This window comes from Pseudomonas sp. YuFO20, assembly GCF_035064975.1.
In the GTDB taxonomy this organism is placed as follows: Bacteria; Pseudomonadota; Gammaproteobacteria; order Pseudomonadales; family Pseudomonadaceae; genus Aquipseudomonas; species Aquipseudomonas putida_AE.
Window position 1 is genome coordinate 1 of the sequence record NZ_JAXDEO010000035.1, and the last position, 18,443, is coordinate 18,443.

Genomic DNA, 18,443 nt, shown 5'->3' on the forward strand with positions numbered 1-18,443 from the left:
ATGCTCAATGAGGCCCGGCGCCAGGTGGGGTTTCACTTGCTTGCTGATACAAGCCTTGAACTGAAAGAGGTGGCCTATCTGCTCGGTTACGAAGACGCCAATTCTTACTTCCGGGCCTTCCGGCAGTGGGAGAAGATTTCGCCAAGCGAATGGCGACGTATTAACGCATAAGGCTTACGGCGCAAACGGTTGGCCCATATCGGCCAAGTCGTGACCGTCCGCTTCTGGCCGATTGTTGCCTCTCGCGAAGGGCCTGCAGGGGTTGGATTTTTCATACTCGACGGCTTGCACACTGATACGCAAACCCTCTTCCAGCGCCTCGAGATCAGATGCAGGTTCTATTGCCGATCAATATGCCTCGTCCGCGCCTCAAACGTTAATGAGGTAGCGTTATCTTGTTATCGAGATTGTTGGGACTGGCCTTTCGTTTGTCATAGTATTTTTTCACCAGGCTGGCTAATAGCCCGGCGATGACGCCCAGCGTCGAGGCCGTGGAAAGCTCGACGAAGGTGGTGAGTGTCGCCGGCAGCTGCGAGGCGAAGTAGCCGACCAGGCCCAGGAAGGATGCCAGCACATTATTGATCAGGGGCAGTATTTGCAGGGATAGCACGACCAGCGTCACAACCAGTACCAGCGGGGTGATGCTCCAAGCGCCGAGATGGGGGGCCAGTGCGGCACCGGCCATGCCGGCCACGATGCCGATGGCCAGGCCGATGAGCACGCAGGCCAGATTGATCGCTGCGTCGCGCGCCGTGATGCCGCGGGTAAAAAACGCGATCCAGCCAATGAACATGGCCCAGACCGGGCCCTCAATCAACAGCGCACAGACGGTAGCGGCGAGACAAGCCACAATCGACTCGCCGAGAATGGCTTTGAATTGATTCATGCTCATGGATTGGCTCATGGCAATGTCACCTAATCGATAGTTTGTAGAGGAAAGCCTGTCGGGCACTTTTATGAGACTGGACCGCTCGCCAACATCCTGATTTCGGTTACCAGATGATCGACAGCTGCCAGCATGAATTCGATGGTTATTTCGTCGACGAAGCGGCCGTCATGAATCTTCTGATTGACTCCCGCAATGACAATCTGCGGGCTATAAACGACCCTGGACAAGGTGGCCGACAGGGTCTCTCGCAGCTGTGCTTGTGCGCGTACGCCGCCGAGTACGCCAGGCGAGGACGTCATGATCAGCACCGGTTTGTTTTTCAGTGGTGACTGGAAGCCTGGGCGCGAGGCCCAATCCAGCGCGTTTTTCAGCACGCCAGAGGTGCCGTAGTTGTATTCAGGTGAGCAGATGATCAAGCCATCAGCCTTTGATATCTGCTCTTTCAGCATGACCACCGAGGCTGGCAACGACTCTTGTTCCAGATCACTGTTGTACAGGGGGATATCGTTCAGGGGGAAAAGGCTCATGCTTGCCCGATTATCCAATCGAGTGGAGAGCGTCTTGAGCACCGCTGTATTGGTGGACTGTGAACGCAGGCTGCCTGAAATACCGAGTAGACGATAAGCGACGGTGGTCATGGAAATCCTCGAATCCGAGCGATGAATAATCAGCAAAGCTACCCGGTTTGTTTCTCTGAGAGCGGTGCACCGATCATTACAAACAGTGCGCGGGCAATCCGTTTGCTTTTGTTGCGCCACGCGTGCCGTGTGCCGTTTTGAATGACGATGTCGCCTGCTTTGACGAGCCGGCTCTGACCGTTATCCAGCTCCAGCCACATCTCACCTTCCAGAATGACTCCGTAGTCGATCGTGGCGGTGGTGTGCATGCCGGGGTTGTCCGGTTCGAACGTTTCGATCAGGCCGGGCAGTGCGGCACCCAACTCGTCAAAAGCTTGGGCGCCGTCGACGGGATTGTGCATGACGGTGTCGGGTGGGAAATCGAACATGGCGATGCTGGTGCCTCCCTGAGGGGGAATCAGTGACGCATGATCAAGCGTCGGGTCGCGTTCGTTTTCAAGTAGTGTCGGCTGGGCGGGAGTCGTCCACAGCTGCGCCATTGCGTGTCCCGGTATCGAGGCAAAGGATTGTGCCCTTGGGGCAAAGTCATCTGAAACGAACACCGAGTTGCCCTGTTCGTCGTGGCCGGTCACGATTCTTCTTATCTTCATGTGGAGTACTCAACGAGCAGTCAGGGAGCTGGCGAGGGGAGGGCGAACCGCTTCCCTCGCCGGAGTTGATCAAGGGCAGATGACGTAGTTGCTGAAGCCGCCATGACGGTTTTCGATACCCGTTATGGCGCTGTTGACGTCCTCCAGGCGGAAAGCCGTGTTTTCGAAGAACGAGAGATCGAGCACTCCGGATTCAACCATGTCCGCCATAGCCTGGCCTTGGCCGGTGGTGAACCAGGCCGATCCGCTGATCTGGATGTCGTTGTCCATGATCCAGTGCAGATCGATGGGGACTTCGCCGGCGATGGCGCCGACGTTCACCAGGTGCCCGCCGCGATGAAGGGATTTCAACGCCTGGGTCAGGCTCTCATGGGGGGCGCCAGGGCCCAGGGCATCAATGACCACATCGACGCCCTCGCCATGGGTGACTTCATAGGCCCATTCATTGGTGGGAATCGTACCCAAGGTATGGATTTCAATCCGGCCCGGGGCGGCCAGGTCTTTCACCTTCTGGAACAGGTCCTGGTTTCTGGCGGTGCCGAGAATCTTTCGAACGCCCATGGCCAGCGCGAGCGCGGCGGCGCCCAGGCCGAGTGTGCCGCTGATCCCGTTGATCAGCACCGTGCTGCCCGGGCCGACGTTGGCCTTGAGCAAGGCCTTGTAGGCGGTGCCCATGTAACCCAGGCGTGCGGCGGTTTCAAAACTGATGTTGTCCGGCAGTTTGACCAGGCTGTATTGCGGTGCGGGGATGTACTCGCAAAGGCCACCATAGGGGTAGTCTTCGAACATGCGCGGGCTTTTGGGGGTGAAGCCGAAATAGCCATTGAACGTATAGGCGGTACAGGCAATGGTGTTGCCTGCGCGGCAGGCCCGGCATGAACCACAGTATCGGCCAGGGTTGACATAGACCCGGTCACCGACCTTGAAGTCGTAGACCTGGGCGCCGACGGCTTCGACGACACCTGCGGGGTCCAGCCCGAAAATCGCCGGGAGCTTCGGCAGCGGGTTCTGCGGGAACCATTTGACCCAGTTGGTGAGGATGTTGTGCAGGTTCGGCACGATCCCGCAGGCCTTGACCTTGACCAATACTTCGGTCGGACGAATTGCGGGTACGGCCACTTGCTCGATGACCATGGGTTTACCGCCTTCATACAGACGTGCGGCGCGCATAGTTTTTGCTGTCATGATGTTCTCCAACACACATATTGTTTTTGTAGTGGTGCAAGCTTCAAATCTTCGGCATTCAACGCAACCCGTCTTCGCCCTTCACGTCGGCGGCGGCCAGGCCACCCAGTCGCGCATGAATCCTCCCGCCGGTGGCCATGGCCAAGCCAAAAGCGATCTCGCCACGACGAGGGCCGTCCCATACGGTCATTTCCGCCACGCCGAAGTGGCTACGAACGTAGGCGGCCTGGACGTGTCCGAGCGGGATCATCACCCGGCAACCGGGGCCGCCGATGGTCTTTGCCGCCGGCACAATCGCCTTCGGATTGCCGAGCGCTTCGCGCATGGCCCAGCCCCCGGCTTCATGCCAGACCGCCCCATGTTCCAACTCGCCGTCTTCGCCGACGATGGCGCCCTTGCCATAAGCCTGTACATGCCCGGCGCCGCCCAGGGCGTGGATCAGTTGCTCGGACAGTTGCGCGCCCAGCCCCCTTAATTCCTGCATGAACGGCAGCAGATCCTCGACATACCGACCTGCATAAGGGTTGGCGACCACGGCGGTGGCGACCGCTATCCTGAGGGGAACCGACGAGCGCGGCCCGCCTTCGTGGAATACCTCTTCGACGTCCAGCTTGATCTTGCGAACCATCACCAGCGACATACCGTCATCTCCAGAACCGAGAGCTTCATGCAGCTCGTTATTTTTTTGTACCGGTCTTCCGCATTATGCATTTAATGATGTATGGTGCAAGAAATTAGTTTTTGTGCATAAAAAACAGGAGAGCAAGATGAAGCTTATTTCGTACCGCAAAGAGGGAAAGGCGCATTACGGCGCCGTGTCCGGGGATGGGGTGGTCGAGCTGACCGGTCGATTTGCGCAGGTTGCGGATCTCGCTTCCTTCCTGGCCGAGCCTGCCCTGTTGCAGGAGGCACGCAAGATAGTAGAAGCCGCTCAACCTGATTACCCCTTTTCAAGCGTTCAGCTGGAAGCGGTCATACCCAATCCCGGCAAAGTGATTTGCGTGGGCATCAACTACGTAGCCCACGCAGAGGAGGCCGGCAGAAAGGTCGGGGAGTTCCCGGTGATTTTCCAGCGCTTCGCCGAAACGTTGCTGCCCCATGGCGAACCACTGGTGCGGCCGCAGGTGTCAGAGCAGTTCGATTTCGAAGCCGAACTGGCGGTGGTGATCGGCAAGGGGGGGGCACATATCGATCCGGCCGATGCGATGAACCATGTCGCCGGGTACACCTGCTTCAACGACGCCAGCGTTCGCGACTGGCAATTCCATACGCACCAATACGGCATGGGCAAGACGTTCAGGAAAACCGGGGCGTTGGGCCCATGGCTCATTCCGGCCTCGGAAATTTCCGATTACCGTAAGCTGGTAGTCAGGGGCGTACTCAATGGCGAGCAGTTGCAGGAGGGCAGTCTTTCAGAGTTGGCCTTCGACATTCCGCATCTGATTTCCTATGTGTCGAAAGCACTGTCATGGAACCCGGGCGACATCCTGGCAACCGGTACGCCGAGCGGGATCGGCTTCAAGCGCAATCCGCCGATCTTTCTCAAACCCGGTGACGTTTTCGAAGTGGTTATTACCGAGATCGGCACGCTATCGAACGGCGTTATCGACGAAGCCTGAGCGTCGTCCTCTGCACAATCATAAGAATCTGGAGGTTCCAAATGCCCGCCTTACCGACCATCAATTTCACCCACTCCGGCGTGTTTTGCGCAGACCTCGATCGTATGGTCGATTTCTACTGCCGCACCTTGGGTTTCATCGTCAGTGACAAAGGTGTCGCCTCAACGGGCCATCGGCTGTTTTTCATGACGCAGAATCCCGAGTTGCATCACCAGGTCGTGCTCTTCGATGGTAAACCCATCGACCTGCCCTTCAACCCGATCAATCAGTTGTCGTTTCTGCTCAATTCGCTGGATGACCTGAAAACCTACTACCAGTTCGCCAAAAAAAGCGGCATTGAAGGGATCGCACAAGTGGACCACGGCAACGCCTGGTCGATGTATTTCAAAGACCCTGAAGGCAACCCCATCGAAATGTATGTCGATGCACCGTTCTACACCGCACAACCCTGCAAGGAACCCCTTGATCTCGAACTGCCGAGCGAGGTCATCCTGGCCCAGACCGAAGCCATGTGTAAGCGCCGCCCTGGCTTCCAGACGCGAGAGCAATGGAAGAATTCCATTCGGGCGAAGATCGAAGAGCAGCGGGTTCGAATCGGTTGACAATGTGCTGATCTGTGAAGGGTTGATGGGCGCGCGCAGGCCTGTTCATCAACCCTGCGCCGCACGGGATAAAACAAAAAGCGGAGTAGACGATGGACTACGATGTCATCATTGTTGGAATGGGTCCGGTGGGTGCCCTGTGCGCGAACCTGGCTGGCATGTGGGGCCTCAAGGCCCATGTCGTGGACAAGTCCGAAACGGTGTACACCAACCCCAGGGCCATGGGTTTTGATCATGAAGTGATGCGTGTCTTTGGCAACATTGGCCTGGCCGATAAGATTGCCGAACACGTCATGCCTTATCGTCCCTCGGAGTACCACACCACGGGTTCTCGGCTGATCAAGCGCATTGATGCCGCCAAGCCTCCTTTTGCGCTGGGCTGGGCACCCAATTATGTGTTCTCGCAACCCCCCGTCGAGCGTGCACTGCGCGGCAGGATTGCCGATTTGAAGTCCGTCACTGTGGAGCTCGGTTCAGAAGTTCTGTCGGTCGATTCCAAGAGCTCGCAAGCTGAGGTACGCATTCTGGCCAAGGACGGGACCGAGCGCACGGTCACGGCAGACTATGTGCTGGCCTGTGATGGCGGCACCAGCCCGATCCGCACCCGGCTAGGGTTAAAGATGGAGGATCTGGCTTTCGATGAGCCGTGGCTTGTGGTCGATGTGATCCTCAACGAAGGGGCGGGCGAGCATCTACCGAAGACTAACGTGCAGTTTTGTGAACTGGCCCGGCCTTGTACCTTTGTCGTCGGGCCAGGGCAGCATCGGCGCTGGGAATTCATGATCAATCCCGACGAACAGCCGACGGAAATTTCCCAGCCCGAAGCGATCAGGAAGCTCATCTCCCGCTGGTTGCCTGAAGGCGATTATCAGTTATGGCGAGCATCCGCTTATCGATTCCACGCCCTGATCCTGGAGCAGTGGCAGTGCGAACGGGTGTTCTTCCTTGGGGACGCGGCGCACATGACGCCACCGTTTCTCGCGCAGGGCATGTGCCAGGGGATTCGCGATGCACTGAACCTGGTCTGGAAACTCGCGCTGGTGAAAGGAGGGCTGGCAGCGCCGGCATTCCTGCACACCTACCAGGCCGAACGGGTTCCTCATGTCCGCCAAACTACTTTGGCGGCCAAAGAGTTCGGTGTGGTGATCTGCGAACGCGATAGCGAAAAAGCTGCGATCCGCGACACGCGGATGATCCAGCAAATGACCGAGAACCCCGCAGGTACGATCAGGCAATCGTTGATTCCAGGATTGACCCAGGGGTTTGTCTCCCAGGTCGCGCCTGCCGGTGAGTTGTTCCCGCAACCGATGGTCATTAACCATGCCGGCAAGAAGGCGCTACTGGATGAGTTCACCGGCCAGTCCTTCCGGGTGGTCATTGCCCCAGGGTTTGATGCCAGCGCGTTACTGAGGTGCCTGCACAGCAGTCAATCGCTTAAAGGCCTGCCCATCCATGTCGTGCGGTTGGTCGGTCCTGAACAGTCAGGCCCATGCACCGCCGATGATTACCAGGAGGTCGACGGATTGCTGGCGCAATGGCTTGAGCGTCGAGGCTGTAATGTCGTCATCGTGCGGCCGGATCACTACGTGTATGGCGGGGCGGTCACCGTTGCTTGGGCGATGGAGCTGCTGGAAGCAATGGAGCTGGCGCTGTGGTGCAAGACGCCCGAACAGGCTGCCCGAAGCGAGGGTGGCACCAGCGACCCGATGATCAGGTTTGCGCAGGTACAGAGCCAGTAACGGACAAAAAAGTCCTTCGCCTTGCACTGTCCACGAAAGCAGTTGCAGGGCGAAGGACTTTTTTTGCAATCGCGTTATTGAAGCGTGGCTTGTTGGCGCTCTATCGCTTCGATGGTTCGCTCCAGGGTGTCCTGGATGTGGTTGCGCAGCAGCGTCACCGCCTTGTCTGCATCGCGTGCAAGCGCCGCATCCATCAGGTCCTGGTGCTCGTTGCCCTTATGCCTCTGGCGGATTCGCTGCTTGGCAGAGAAACGTCTGTAGCGCTCGGCCCGGTCGAAGAGCGAGTCAATCATCTTCAGCATCAATTGTGATGGGCACGCCGCAAACAACGCGAAGTGGAAAGCCTTGTGCCGGGTAGACCACTCATCGTCGAGTACGAGCACGCCACTTCCCAGCTTTTTCTCAATCAGATTCAAGCGGTGAAATGCGCCGAGCACATCGGCCTCCCACGCATCGTCGCCGTATTCGATGGCATCGCCCAACGCCTCGCATTCCAGTAGACAGCGCATACGTGTGATGTCGCGAAAGTCCGTGGTGGAAATCGGAGCAACCCTGAACCCCTTGTTGTCGCTGGCTTCGACGACGCCGTCCTGCGTCAGGCGATTTAGCGCCTCACGGATAGGGGAACTGCTGAGCCCGTAGGTTTTGGATAGTTCGGCGACTTTGAGTTTTTCGCCGGGGGCCAGCTCGCAACAAACAATCGCCTTTTTCATCTTCGTCAATGCGACTTCGATCAGCGGACTGTTGGGGGAGGGGATCATGGTCGGTCATCCTGGAATTTGCACTAAACGGATTTTATGCGCAAAAAGTTGTTTGGTGCAAAGGATGAATATCGCCTTGCGCACAAATTTTCTTGCGCCGCAAGGGAAAAATTGAAGAGCAGACTTTTCCGGCGCTCTAGACCGGGCCTTTGCCTCCTAACGCCTTCTCGCCATCCATTTCAATGCTCGCGCCTTTGCGGCCTCCATGGACCGCCCGACCGCCGCAATCATCCGAAATAGGTTCCCGAATCTGCTTGACATTGAATTTGTGCAGGATTACGTTTTGTGCACAAAGTCATTTGAAATGCAATAAAACATATTTTACGCACAGATGGTTCGGCTCTTGAAGCTGACCGGAACGCATAGGGAAGAAACCCCGCAACACCCGTGGTATTCGCAGCCAAACGCTGCGAGTGGATGACCTTTTACAAAAACAAAAAAACAGGAACATCTTCATGAAAACAGCCAACCAGTGGCTCTGCCCATTGCCGGTTTCGAGCCTCGCCTGTGCAGTCGGCGCCACGGTACTACTGAGCCTCTCGACGCCATCGCAGGCCTTTCAGATCGACACGGGGAACCCGGATCTTTCGGCGACCTGGGACAACACCATCAAGTACAGCAACGCGTGGCGCGTGAACAAACTCGATCACAAAGTCGCGGTCGGCCCAGGAACAAACAACAGCAATCCCAACCTGGACGACGGTGATCGAAATTTTGACCGCGGGCTGATCTCCAATCGGCTGGATGTCTTGTCCGAATTCGACATCAAGTACAAGGACGTTGGTGCCCGTCTCAGCGCGGCCTCCTGGTACGACGATGTCTACAGCCACGATAACGACAACGACTCGCCCGGCACCGCCAACTCGTTGAGTGTCGAGTACGACGAGTTCACCAGCGACACCCGGCGCATCCACGAACAGCACACTGAAATCCTCGATGCCTTTGTCTATGGCTCCCGGGAAATCGGCAGCACTTCGTTGTCTGGGCGGTTGGGGCAGTTCACCCAGATCTATGGTGAAAGCCTGTTCTACGGAGCCAATGGTATTGCCAATGCGCAGTCCACTGTCGACCTGGTGAAGCTTCAATCCGTACCCAGCTCGCAGTTCAAGGAAATCCTGATGCCCACCCAGCAGGTCTCCGGCAACTGGCAGCTCAACGATACGGTCAGCATCGGCGCCTACTACCAGTTCAAGTGGAACAAGACGCGACTTCCTGCGGCTGGCAGCTATTTCAGCGGTGCGGATTTTGTCGGCGAAGGCGGGGAGCGGGTGTTCTTCCCTACCGGCGAGCTGCGCCATGGCAAAGACATCGATGCCAAGGATTCAGGGCAGTTTGGTGCACAGCTGAAATTCGCTGTCGAGGACTGGGAGTTCGGCCTGTACGCCGCCAAGTATCACGAAAAGACCCCGGTGTTCTACTTCCGCCCGGCCGCGCTGGTCCCCGGTGCCGATGACACCTTCGTCAACGTGTATCCCGAAGACGTCAAGGTCTTTGGCGCGAGTTTCAGCACCCTGGTCGGCGAAGCCAACATTGCCGGTGAAACCTCGATTCGGGTTGATACGCCGTTAGCCGGCGTCGGCGGCACGATCATTACCGGCTTGGGTTCCGACAACGATTCAAACCCGGCCTATCCCATTGGCCGGTCGTGGCATGCCCAGGTGTCGATGGTCAATGTCTACGGAGGCTCGGCGCTGTGGGATGGTGCATCGTTGATCGGTGAGCTGGCGTTCAACCGGCGACTGAGCGTGACCAAAAATGCCGATCAGCTGGAGCCCAACAGCACGCGCGATGCCTTTGCCCTGCGCTTCACTTTCGAACCGCAATACTTCCAGGTCTTTCCTGGCATCGACATCCAGGCCCCTGTCACCGTCGGCTACAACCCCTCCGGGCGCTCTTCGGTCACGCCCCAGGCGTTCGGCCCGGAACACGGCGGGGACCTGACCCTGGGCCTCAAGGCAGATTACAAGAAACAGTGGTACGCCTCGCTGACCTACACCAACTTTTTCGGTGAGACCGGACCGATCATCGACGCCTCCAATTCGTACACCTACCAGCAAAACATGAAGGACCGGGACTTCGTGGCGTTCTCGATCCAGCGAACTTTTTAAGCAAAGAACAGGCGGGCTCTGATAATGACAAAAATTAAACTGCTGTTGCTTTCCACCCTGTCGATCTCCCTGTGCGCCAACAGCGCATTTGCGGCGGTGAGTCCTGACGAGGCGGCGAAGCTCAAGACCAGCTTGACCCCCCTTGGGGCAGAAAAAGCCGGCAATGCCGATGGCTCGATTCCGGCCTGGACAGGCGGGCTGACCAAGGACGTGGCCGGGGCCAAATTCGGCGATGTGCCGGTCGATCCGTTCCCAGGTGAAAAACCGCTGTTGCAGATCACTGCGAAAAACGCGGCGCAGTACTCGGACAAGTTGAGTGAAGGGACCAAAGCCTTGCTGGCCAAATACCCCGAGACCTTCCACCTTGATGTGTACCCGACCCATCGAACTGCCGCGGCCCCCGACAGCGTTTATCAGAACACCTTCGCTAACGCGACTCGGTGCAAGACCACCAGTAACGGCCTGTCGGTGGAGGGCTGTTATGGCGGTATTCCGTTCCCGATTCCGAAAACCGGGAATGAGGTCATCTGGAATTTCCTGCTGCGCGTCGAGGCCGAATCCATCCAGATGGGCTACACCAACATCATCGGCAATGCCGACGGCACTCGCACCTTGGCCAGCCGTGGCGTCGAGAACTGGCAATACCCGTACTACTTCAAAGACGGCGCAGTGGAAAAATGGAACGGGCAGTATGCGCTGCTGCGTTTCCTGACCAACGAACCCCCGTTCAAGGCCGGCGAATCCCTGGTGACACACGACAGTATCAACGCCCAGGAACCTCGGGAAGCCTGGCAGTATCTGGTCGGCCAGCGTCGAGTGCGCCGCGCCCCGACCGTGGGTTACGACACCCCGGACTTCGTCGCGTCCGGTGCCAACTACTTCGATGAGGTGCATGGCTTCATCGGTCATCCGGATCGTTATGACTGGAAGCTGGTCGGCAAGAAAGAGATGTACATCCCGTACAACGACAACAAATTCAACGCCGAAAAACGCGAAGATGCCTTTGTCGCCAACCACATCAATCCGGACAAGGTGCGCTGGGAGTTGCATCGCGTCTGGGAGCTGGAGGCTACGGTCGCCCCGGGCAAACGCCATGCCGTGCCCAAGCGCAAATTCTTCATCGATGAAGACAGCTGGACGGTGTCGCTGGTCGACGGCTATGACGCCGAAGGCAAGCTGTGGCGCGTGTCCCAGGTGCTGCCATTCGTAGTGCCTTCCATTCCGGCGGTGGTGGTCAAACCCGTGGTGATCTACAACCTGCAAGCCAAGACCTACAGCGTCGTTCAGGGTCTCAACGGCGAAACCTACAGCGTCATACCGCGCAAGCCCGAGAACTTCTTCACCGGTAACTCGGTAGCATCCGGATCGGTGCGCTGAGCCTCGCAACTACTTGTTCAACTTTGTGTTCAATGGACGCCGTGGCACTGACGCGGCGTTCATTAAACCGCATCATCGAGGCTCGAAAATGCGTATTCATACTCCCGGGTTTTTTCACCGGCATCTGTTCAAGGCGTTGACGCTGAGCGTGTCGATCGTGACGACGCTGGCTGGTCCGGCAATGGCGGCACCCAGCGACGGCTTGCCGCTGCAACCCTCGATCACCAGCGCCATGGCGGTGCAGTCCGTGATGCTGAGCGTTGCGCGGGCAGGGCAACGACTTGTCGCCGTGGGCGAAAGAGGCTTCATCATCGTCTCGGACGACAATGGCAGCACCTGGAGGCAAGTCAGTTCTCCGGTCAGCATGACCCTGGTCAAAGTACGTTTCATCGATGATCGCCAAGGCTGGGCGGTCGGCCATGCCGGTGTGATCCTGCACAGCCAGGATGGCGGGCTGAGCTGGAACAAACAGCTGGATGGCGTGCAGGCGGCCGAGATTGAACTGCAGGAGGCCAGGCAGGCCCTGGAGAACCCTGGCGATGCGGAAAAAGCCCGCGAACGGCTTTCGCAGGCACAACAGCTGGTGGACGATGGCCCCGACAAACCGTTGCTTGACCTGCTGTTTCTCGACGCCAGAAACGGGCTGGTGACAGGCGCTTACGGCCTGGCGTTTGCCACCCACGATGGCGGACTCAGCTGGCAATCGATCCGTTCCCGAATCGATAACCCCAACGGCTTGCACCTCTACAGCATCGAGCGGGCAGGGCCGGACCTGTTCATCGCCGGCGAACAGGGCACGCTGCTGCGCTCCAGTGACGAGGGCCAGTCCTTCGAGTCGCTGGCGTCCCCTTATGAGGGCACAACCTTTGGACTGCAGGCGACCGGCAGCGGCTCGATAGTGGCGTTCGGTCTGCGCGGCAAGGCCTTCGAATCCAGGGATCGCGGCCAGACCTGGCAGCACCTGGACACCTTGCAACCAATCACCCTGACCAGCGGCCTGCGGCTTGACGATGGCTCGGTACTGCTCACCGACGAATCAGGCCGAGTGCTGCGGTTCACCGATGGCGCCAGTACAGCGTCAGTGCTTCCAGTGACGCAACCCGGTTACTTCACCGGCATGGCGCAAGCCGCCAATGGCGACCTGATCATCAGCAGTGCACGGGGCATGTTGTCGTCCGCAGTTGCAGTGCAATCGTCGGAGCACGATCAATGAACAGTTTTACCCATACTGCCGAGCCTCACACCGTCCCTGATACCAGCACCTTCGACCCTGCTTCCGGCACGCTGGTTGAACGGCTGTTGTTCAATCACCGGCGCATCATTCTGGGCATTTGTGTCTTGCTCAGTTTGTTGCTCGGCTACCAGGCACTGGGTCTCAAGCTCAACGCCGCCTTCGAAAAGATGATCCCGACCGATCACCCGTATGTGCAGAACTACCTGCAGAATCGCGGCCAGCTGGGGGAGGGTGGCAATAACTTGCGGATTGCGATCGAGGTCAGACAGGGCAGCATCTTTGATGCTGCGTACCTGGAGACGGTCAAGAAAATCAACGATGAGGTTTTTTTGCTCCCCGGCGTCGACCGCTCATACATGAAGTCCCTGTGGACGCCGGCGACCCGCTGGATTGGCGTGACGGAAGAGGGCTTCGATGGCGGCCCGGTCGTCCCTGACAACTACGATGGCTCTGCCGGCAGCCTGGAACAGGTGCGACAGAACGTCGAACGCTCGGGCGAAATCGGCCGTCTGGTCGCCGCCAACTTCAAGTCCAGCATTGTCCTGTTGCCGCTTCAGGAAACGGCGTCCGATGAGGGGCAGCCGCTCGACTACAACGCACTTTCCAGCCAGCTCGAACAGATTCGTGCCAAGTACGAAACCGACAACATCAAGATCCACATCACCGGTTTCGCCAAGGTGGTGGGCGATCTGATTGACGGCATGCGCCAGATGCAGTTGTTCTTCGCCGCAACGCTGGTGATCTGCGGCATCGTGTTGTTCTGGTACACCCGCTGCATTCGCAGCACGCTGTTGGTGTTGCTGTGCTCGATCATCGCCGTAGTCTGGTTGTTGGGATTGCTGCCGACCCTGGGCTTTGATCTGGACCCGTACTCGATCCTGGTGCCGTTCCTGGTGTTTGCCATCGGCCTGAGCCATGGCGCGCAGAAAATGAACGGCATCATGCAGGACATCGGACGCGGTGCCGACAAGCTGGTGGCGGCGCGCTTCACCTTTCGCCGGCTGTTCCTGACCGGGCTGATGGCGCTGGTGGCCGACGCCGTGGGTTTCGCCGTGCTGATGATCATCAGGATTCCGGTGATCCAGGACCTGGCCGTCGCCGCGACACTGGGCGTGTTGACCCTGATTTTCACTAACCTGATTCTGTTGCCCATCCTGTTGTCGTATACCGGCGTCAGCAAAGCGGCGGCGCTACGTGAAGCGGCCAACGACAAGTTCTCGCAGCTGGACGCGCAACACGCGCGGCACCCGTTCTGGGCGTTTCTGGATCGATTCACCGAACGCAAATGGGCCAGCGGTGCAATCATAATCGCGGTGATTCTGGGGGTAGCCGGTTTCGCCGTCAGCCTGCACGTGAAGATCGGTGACCTGAATCCCGGGGCACCGGAGCTGCGAGCGGAGTCGCGCTACAACAGCGACAACCGCTTCATGGTCAGCAACTTTTCCGCCAGTAGCGACAAGTACGTGGTGATGGTGAAAACCCCGCAGTACTTCTGCGCCAATTACCAGACCCTGGTGGCGGTCGATGCGCTGGAGGCTCAGCTTCAACAGCTGCCCGGGGTGGTGTCCACAACCTCATTGGCGGCGCTGAGCAAGCAGGCTGCAGCGGGCATGAATGAAGGCAGCATGACCTGGTACGAGATTCCCCGTAACCAGGGGTTGTTGAATGCGATCATCACCCGCGCCCCGCGGGAGCTGTTCAACCAGAACTGCGATTTGCTGACAGTGTATGTCTACCTCAAGGACCACAAGGCGGACACCCTCACCAGCGTGGTGCAGACCGTCGAGCGATTCGCGGCGACCCACAATACCGATCAGATCCAGTTCCTTAACGCGGCAGGCAATGCCGGGATCGAGGCGGCCACCAACATCGTCGTGAAACGGTCGAACGTGCAGATGCTGTTCATGGTGTACGCCGCCGTTATCGCCCTGTGTTTCATTACCTTCAGATCCTGGCGCGCAGTGGTGTGTACAGTGCTGCCGTTGATGCTGACCTCGATTTTGTGCGAGGCCTTGATGGTGGGGCTGAACATCGGGGTCAAGGTGGCGACGCTGCCGGTGATCGCGTTGGGGGTGGGCATCGGTGTGGATTACGCGCTGTACATTCTCAGCGTCACGCTCGCCAACCTGCGCAATGGCTCAAGTCTGTCCGATGCTTACTACCTGGCCCTGCTGTCCACGGGGAAAGTGGTGGTGATGACGGGGATCACGCTGGGGATTGCGGTTCTGACCTGGGTGCTGTCTCCGATCAAGTTTCAGGCAGACATGGGGATCCTGCTTGGGTTCATGTTCATCTGGAACATGGTAGGTGCCTTGATATTGGTTCCAGCGCTCGGACACTTCCTGCTCAAGCCGCAGTTGCAGCGAGCTCTCAGAAAGGGGGGCGAAGCCTGAATCGCCCCCTGTTTGCATGTACGTTGAAGCATTCATGAACGGCCAATTGCGATCGTTCTCGACAGGCAGCAATTGGCCGTTTTCAGCCCGTCTCTCAAGGCGGAAAACGACCGATTCTGTTGAAAAAGTCGAAATTTCAGACTGGAAGACATTAGGGTTGGCCGTCACTTCAGAACCTGTTCACCACGCTGGGTGGTTTTTGGGTTCTGCGTTGATCTTTGCAGCTTGGTCAGTGGGTTAATTTGAGGGTTTTTGCTGATTCCGGGCGTACCTATCCCGTGGCCGGCGGCCCTTGTGAGGTCAGTTTTTTGTCCCAAACCGGCACATGCGGCTCGATGTCTTTTTCGTCGACCATCCAGGCCAACATCGGTGCGGTTCCATAAGCGGTATCGCCGATGAGTCGATCCGGCTTGATATCGAAGTGCTCTTCGACCCGCTCAATCATGGTCTTGGTGCTCTCGACCTCGGCGGTTCGATGAGCTGGCGTCGGTTCCACATCCATGATCACGCCATGCTCGACATCAATCAGGTAATTCGTCGAATAAGCGAAGAACGCCGGGCCTCCTGGCGCTGCGGTCCAACGAGAAAGCGGATCAGTCAGCGACAGACGCTTGGGCAGTGCTTCGGCCAAAGCTTCTTCATCCAGCGCTTCAAGGTACTCACGGACGGCGCGAGTACTAAGCGACGGATCGCTCCAGTTGATCTCTTCATTTCCGGGTACGCCACGTTGCCGACCGGCGTCCGCCTTGATGAGGCTGGCGTCCACAGCAAAACCTTCGCCCTTGATCAGACCTGCGTCCATGCAACGACGCAGCCCTTCGTTGAACAGCCAGCGAAACAAGGAGCTGTCGCGAAAACGACCGTACCGATTCTTGGAAAACGTAGAGTGATTGGGGACTTCGTCTTCGAGGCTCAACCGACAGAACCAGCGATATGCCAGGTTCAAATGAGCCTCTTCGCACAACCTGCGTTCGGAGCGAATGCCGTAGCAGTAGCCCACGATCAGCAGGCGAATAATCAGTTCAGGATCAATCGAAGGACGCCCGATTGGGCTATAAAAGTCGGCGAGATAATGGCGTAGATCGTTTAGATCGAGGCATCGATCAATGTTGCGCAGGAGGTGATTGGCTGGGATGTGATCTTCAATGTTGAACGAGTAAAACAGTCCCTCTTGCCCACTCGACAATTGTCCCATCATGCTGCGAATCCCCCCGCTGGCCGATGACCTGATTTTGCCGCAGTGATCCTACGGTATAAAGTCTGTCGGATTGTGCTCAGCAATTTCAGGGACTAGTCAGCGGGCTAATCAGAAATGAAGCCTGTCGGGGACATGCCAAGCTATTGGTTAAAAATAGTTTTCCAATGTACCGACACTTAGGTTGGGCACATCAACCCTGTGCAAGTTGCTCAGCCGAGCAGCCGAGAATTGGGCCTGGGAGGACGCGAAACAAAACACGTCCCCGGCTCTGGTTTCGCTGATGAGCCTACCTTCAGGCTGCCACGCTGAGAGTCCGGGGCCGTAATACAGCCAACAGAACAACACACGATGACCACTACACAGATTCCCGGCGCGCCGAAAATCAGAAAGCCCGAAAATAGTGGTTACGCAGCCATTTTCGGTTAATATTTTCTGAGTGTTCGGCGCGTATTTTAAGAAAATCTTGGCTCGGTTAAAAAAATCTAGCCAACGACTGGGGAAAAAATGGGAAATCTAGTGGGTTACGCCCATTTGATCAATGCGATGGGGCTGAAGGCTATCGGGGTAAAGAAGCCCGCACTCGTTCAACCCGTCACCCGCATTGAGCGGATCAACGGCGCGCTTGCAGTGCCGCAAGCGGTTGCACCGGAGGCTGGGGATTTTCTCGCCCACATCATCTTTGCGCTCAAACATGAGGGCGTCAATCTCTCTATTTTGGCGCAGGCTCTGCCTCGCATTGAAGGTCAACTCCTTGTCGAGGCCATAACCCAATCTCCCAGCAGTGGCTATCTGCGTAAAGTCTGCTTCCTCTGGGAAGTCTACTCCGGCGCTTTACTGGACTACACGGACAAGCCTCGGGGCCCCGGCGTCCTCCTTTTTGATCCAGAGCGCTACATCACTGGCCCATCGGTGCGAAACAACCGCTGGCGCGTGGACTTCAATGGGCTGGGGACACTCCAATATTGCGCGACGGTAGAGCGCACGCCTGAGGTCCAAGCCCTGCTTGAATACGACATTCTAGGGCGCTCGAAAGAGTTCATTGCTTCCTTGCCTAAGGAAATGATGGATCGCACCATCAACTGGGCGTACCTGAGCGAAACAGATTCCTCATTTGCGATTGAAAAGGAAGCACCAAGCCAGCAGAAGTCAGAGCGTTTCGTTCAGTTGCTGCGCCAGGCACATGACCGCCAGCCGCTTACCGAAGACTACTTGGTCTCTCTGCAAAACAATGCAATTTCCCAACCGCTTGAATGGGCGGTGGCCTTCCGGCATGAACAAAACCACCTGACCAACTCCTTTCGAGGAGCGGCAGGGGTCACCTATATCCCCCCACCTCCAGACCTTTGCCGGGATCTGATGTTCGAACTCATGGCCTTCGCAAACCGTGCACCGTTGGAGCTTGACCCGCTGGTGGCCGCCGGCATTGCCTCATTCGGGTTCGTGTTCTTGCATCCCTTCATGGATGGGAATGGCCGACTGTCGCGCTTCTTGATACACCAGGCATTGTGCTGCAGCGGTGCGCTGGAGAACGGTTTGTTACTCCCTGTCTCCGTTGCCATGAAGCGAGAGGAGCAACGCTACCTTGAAGCTCTGCAGAGCTTCTCGAAACCTGCCCGGCAATTCTGGGACGTTCGTTGGATCGATGCCGACAACATGTCGCTTAACTTCACCGGCGACCCAAGCCTCTATCGCTACTGGGATGCGACTGAATGTGTGGCCTTCACGCTGGAAATGGCCAAGCGGGCATTGGAAATTGAACTGAGGGAAGAAACCGAGTATCTGCAACGATACGACACGTTGCTCAAGGTGGTTAATGACAACTACGACGTGCGCGGCAGCCTCTTGAGCAAGCTGATAATGCAGTGCTTAGACCAGAATGGGGTCGTATCAAAGGGCCGGCGGAAGCAATACAACGGGTATATCCAAGAGGAGGTTTTCGACTTCCTGGAAGGTCACGCCCAAGCCCTTCTGGCAGAAGCCTACGCAGAGCCCGACGACTAATAGTCTAGCGACCGGGGCGGTTGAATGACCGGTGGCAGATCCCTTGGGTGAAGCCATGGCCATCTCAGTCCCGCCATCTCCACTAGCTATCAGGCGGCCCAACCTTTCA

General features: G+C 57.6%; 15 protein-coding genes and 1 pseudogene. 9 read left to right on the top strand and 7 right to left on the bottom strand.

Features of this window, described 5'->3' with window-relative positions:
* Positions 1 to 171: a helix-turn-helix domain-containing protein gene (locus SOP85_RS31420; protein ID WP_442967927.1), complete on the top strand. Its 171-nt coding sequence runs from the start codon at positions 1 to 3 to the stop codon at positions 169 to 171.
* 205 nt (positions 172 to 376) lie between these two features.
* On the opposite strand, the gene SOP85_RS19640 is transcribed toward SOP85_RS31420, so the two are convergent.
* From SOP85_RS19640 to SOP85_RS19660, 5 genes are all read right to left on the bottom strand, one after another.
* Complete coding sequence (locus SOP85_RS19640) at positions 377 to 892, bottom strand: DUF1097 domain-containing protein (protein ID WP_323627945.1); 516 nt, start codon at positions 890 to 892, stop codon at positions 377 to 379.
* A gap of 62 nt (positions 893 to 954) precedes the next feature.
* A complete protein-coding gene (locus tag SOP85_RS19645) occupies positions 955 to 1,527 on the bottom strand; it encodes an NADPH-dependent FMN reductase (RefSeq protein ID WP_323627946.1) in 573 nt (190 codons plus the stop codon).
* Positions 1,528 to 1,565: 38 nt separating this feature from the next.
* Entirely contained in the window at positions 1,566 to 2,117 is a 552-nt protein-coding gene (locus SOP85_RS19650; protein ID WP_323627947.1) for a cupin domain-containing protein, read from the bottom strand.
* Between the two features lie 69 nt (positions 2,118 to 2,186).
* Positions 2,187 to 3,302, bottom strand: a complete 1,116-nt coding sequence (locus tag SOP85_RS19655; RefSeq protein ID WP_323627949.1) for an alcohol dehydrogenase catalytic domain-containing protein — start codon at positions 3,300 to 3,302, stop codon at positions 2,187 to 2,189.
* A gap of 58 nt (positions 3,303 to 3,360) precedes the next feature.
* Positions 3,361 to 3,942, bottom strand: a complete 582-nt coding sequence (locus tag SOP85_RS19660; RefSeq protein WP_323627951.1) for an amino acid synthesis family protein — start codon at positions 3,940 to 3,942, stop codon at positions 3,361 to 3,363.
* Between the two features lie 103 nt (positions 3,943 to 4,045).
* Here SOP85_RS19660 and SOP85_RS19665 point away from each other — a divergent pair, with 103 nt between their 5' ends.
* The 3 genes from SOP85_RS19665 to SOP85_RS19675 all read left to right on the top strand — a co-directional run bounded on the left by SOP85_RS19665 (position 4,046) and on the right by SOP85_RS19675 (position 7,262).
* Positions 4,046 to 4,921, top strand: coding sequence for a fumarylacetoacetate hydrolase family protein (locus tag SOP85_RS19665; RefSeq protein WP_323627952.1), 876 nt, complete (start codon positions 4,046 to 4,048; stop codon positions 4,919 to 4,921).
* Positions 4,922 to 4,962: 41 nt separating this feature from the next.
* Positions 4,963 to 5,523: a VOC family protein gene (locus SOP85_RS19670; RefSeq protein WP_323627953.1), complete on the top strand. Its 561-nt coding sequence runs from the start codon at positions 4,963 to 4,965 to the stop codon at positions 5,521 to 5,523.
* A 92-nt stretch (positions 5,524 to 5,615) separates the two neighbouring features.
* The gene (locus SOP85_RS19675; protein WP_323627954.1) at positions 5,616 to 7,262 is read left to right on the top strand and encodes a bifunctional 3-(3-hydroxy-phenyl)propionate/3-hydroxycinnamic acid hydroxylase; all 1,647 of its coding nucleotides are present in this window, start codon (positions 5,616 to 5,618) and stop codon (positions 7,260 to 7,262) included.
* Positions 7,263 to 7,336: 74 nt separating this feature from the next.
* On the opposite strand, the gene SOP85_RS19680 is transcribed toward SOP85_RS19675, so the two are convergent.
* Positions 7,337 to 8,023, bottom strand: a complete 687-nt coding sequence (locus tag SOP85_RS19680) for a GntR family transcriptional regulator (RefSeq protein ID WP_323627956.1) — start codon at positions 8,021 to 8,023, stop codon at positions 7,337 to 7,339.
* Between the two features lie 455 nt (positions 8,024 to 8,478).
* On the opposite strand from SOP85_RS19680, the gene SOP85_RS19685 reads away from it, so the two are divergent.
* From SOP85_RS19685 to SOP85_RS19700, 4 genes are read left to right on the top strand one after another with little or no spacing between them, the layout of a single operon-like run.
* Positions 8,479 to 10,131, top strand: a complete 1,653-nt coding sequence (locus SOP85_RS19685; protein WP_323627957.1) for a DUF1302 domain-containing protein — start codon at positions 8,479 to 8,481, stop codon at positions 10,129 to 10,131.
* A 24-nt stretch (positions 10,132 to 10,155) separates the two neighbouring features.
* Entirely contained in the window at positions 10,156 to 11,508 is a 1,353-nt protein-coding gene (locus tag SOP85_RS19690; protein WP_323627958.1) for a DUF1329 domain-containing protein, read from the top strand.
* A gap of 25 nt (positions 11,509 to 11,533) precedes the next feature.
* Positions 11,534 to 12,721, top strand: a complete 1,188-nt coding sequence (locus SOP85_RS19695) for a YCF48-related protein (RefSeq protein ID WP_323627959.1) — start codon at positions 11,534 to 11,536, stop codon at positions 12,719 to 12,721.
* A complete protein-coding gene (locus SOP85_RS19700; RefSeq protein ID WP_323627961.1) occupies positions 12,718 to 15,135 on the top strand; it encodes an efflux RND transporter permease subunit in 2,418 nt (805 codons plus the stop codon). Before SOP85_RS19695 ends, SOP85_RS19700 begins: the two co-directional genes overlap by 4 nt.
* Before the next feature lie 307 nt (positions 15,136 to 15,442).
* Here the strand turns inward: SOP85_RS19700 and SOP85_RS19705 are convergent.
* Positions 15,443 to 16,333, bottom strand: a pseudogene (locus tag SOP85_RS19705) (transposase); the annotation flags it as partial.
* Between the two features lie 504 nt (positions 16,334 to 16,837).
* Here SOP85_RS19705 and SOP85_RS19710 point away from each other — a divergent pair.
* Entirely contained in the window at positions 16,838 to 18,334 is a 1,497-nt protein-coding gene (locus SOP85_RS19710; RefSeq protein WP_274076458.1) for a Fic family protein, read from the top strand.
* The last annotated feature ends 109 nt before the right edge of the window (positions 18,335 to 18,443 follow it).

Excerpts from the sequence above, each read along its gene's own strand:
- SOP85_RS31420 (WP_442967927.1), top strand. The coding sequence starts at position 1 with ATGCTCAATGAGGCCCGGCGCCAGGTGGGGTTTCACTTGCTTGCTGAT.
- SOP85_RS19640 (WP_323627945.1), bottom strand. The coding sequence starts at position 892 with ATGAGCATGAATCAATTCAAAGCCATTCTCGGCGAGTCGATTGTGGCT.
- SOP85_RS19645 (WP_323627946.1), bottom strand. The coding sequence starts at position 1,527 with ATGACCACCGTCGCTTATCGTCTACTCGGTATTTCAGGCAGCCTGCGT.
- SOP85_RS19650 (WP_323627947.1), bottom strand. The coding sequence starts at position 2,117 with ATGAAGATAAGAAGAATCGTGACCGGCCACGACGAACAGGGCAACTCG.
- SOP85_RS19655 (WP_323627949.1), bottom strand. The coding sequence starts at position 3,302 with ATGACAGCAAAAACTATGCGCGCCGCACGTCTGTATGAAGGCGGTAAA.
- SOP85_RS19660 (WP_323627951.1), bottom strand. The coding sequence starts at position 3,942 with ATGTCGCTGGTGATGGTTCGCAAGATCAAGCTGGACGTCGAAGAGGTA.
- SOP85_RS19670 (WP_323627953.1), top strand. The coding sequence starts at position 4,963 with ATGCCCGCCTTACCGACCATCAATTTCACCCACTCCGGCGTGTTTTGC.
- SOP85_RS19675 (WP_323627954.1), top strand. The coding sequence starts at position 5,616 with ATGGACTACGATGTCATCATTGTTGGAATGGGTCCGGTGGGTGCCCTG.
- SOP85_RS19680 (WP_323627956.1), bottom strand. The coding sequence starts at position 8,023 with ATGATCCCCTCCCCCAACAGTCCGCTGATCGAAGTCGCATTGACGAAG.
- SOP85_RS19685 (WP_323627957.1), top strand. The coding sequence starts at position 8,479 with ATGAAAACAGCCAACCAGTGGCTCTGCCCATTGCCGGTTTCGAGCCTC.
- SOP85_RS19690 (WP_323627958.1), top strand. The coding sequence starts at position 10,156 with ATGACAAAAATTAAACTGCTGTTGCTTTCCACCCTGTCGATCTCCCTG.
- SOP85_RS19700 (WP_323627961.1), top strand. The coding sequence starts at position 12,718 with ATGAACAGTTTTACCCATACTGCCGAGCCTCACACCGTCCCTGATACC.
- SOP85_RS19710 (WP_274076458.1), top strand. The coding sequence starts at position 16,838 with ATGGGAAATCTAGTGGGTTACGCCCATTTGATCAATGCGATGGGGCTG.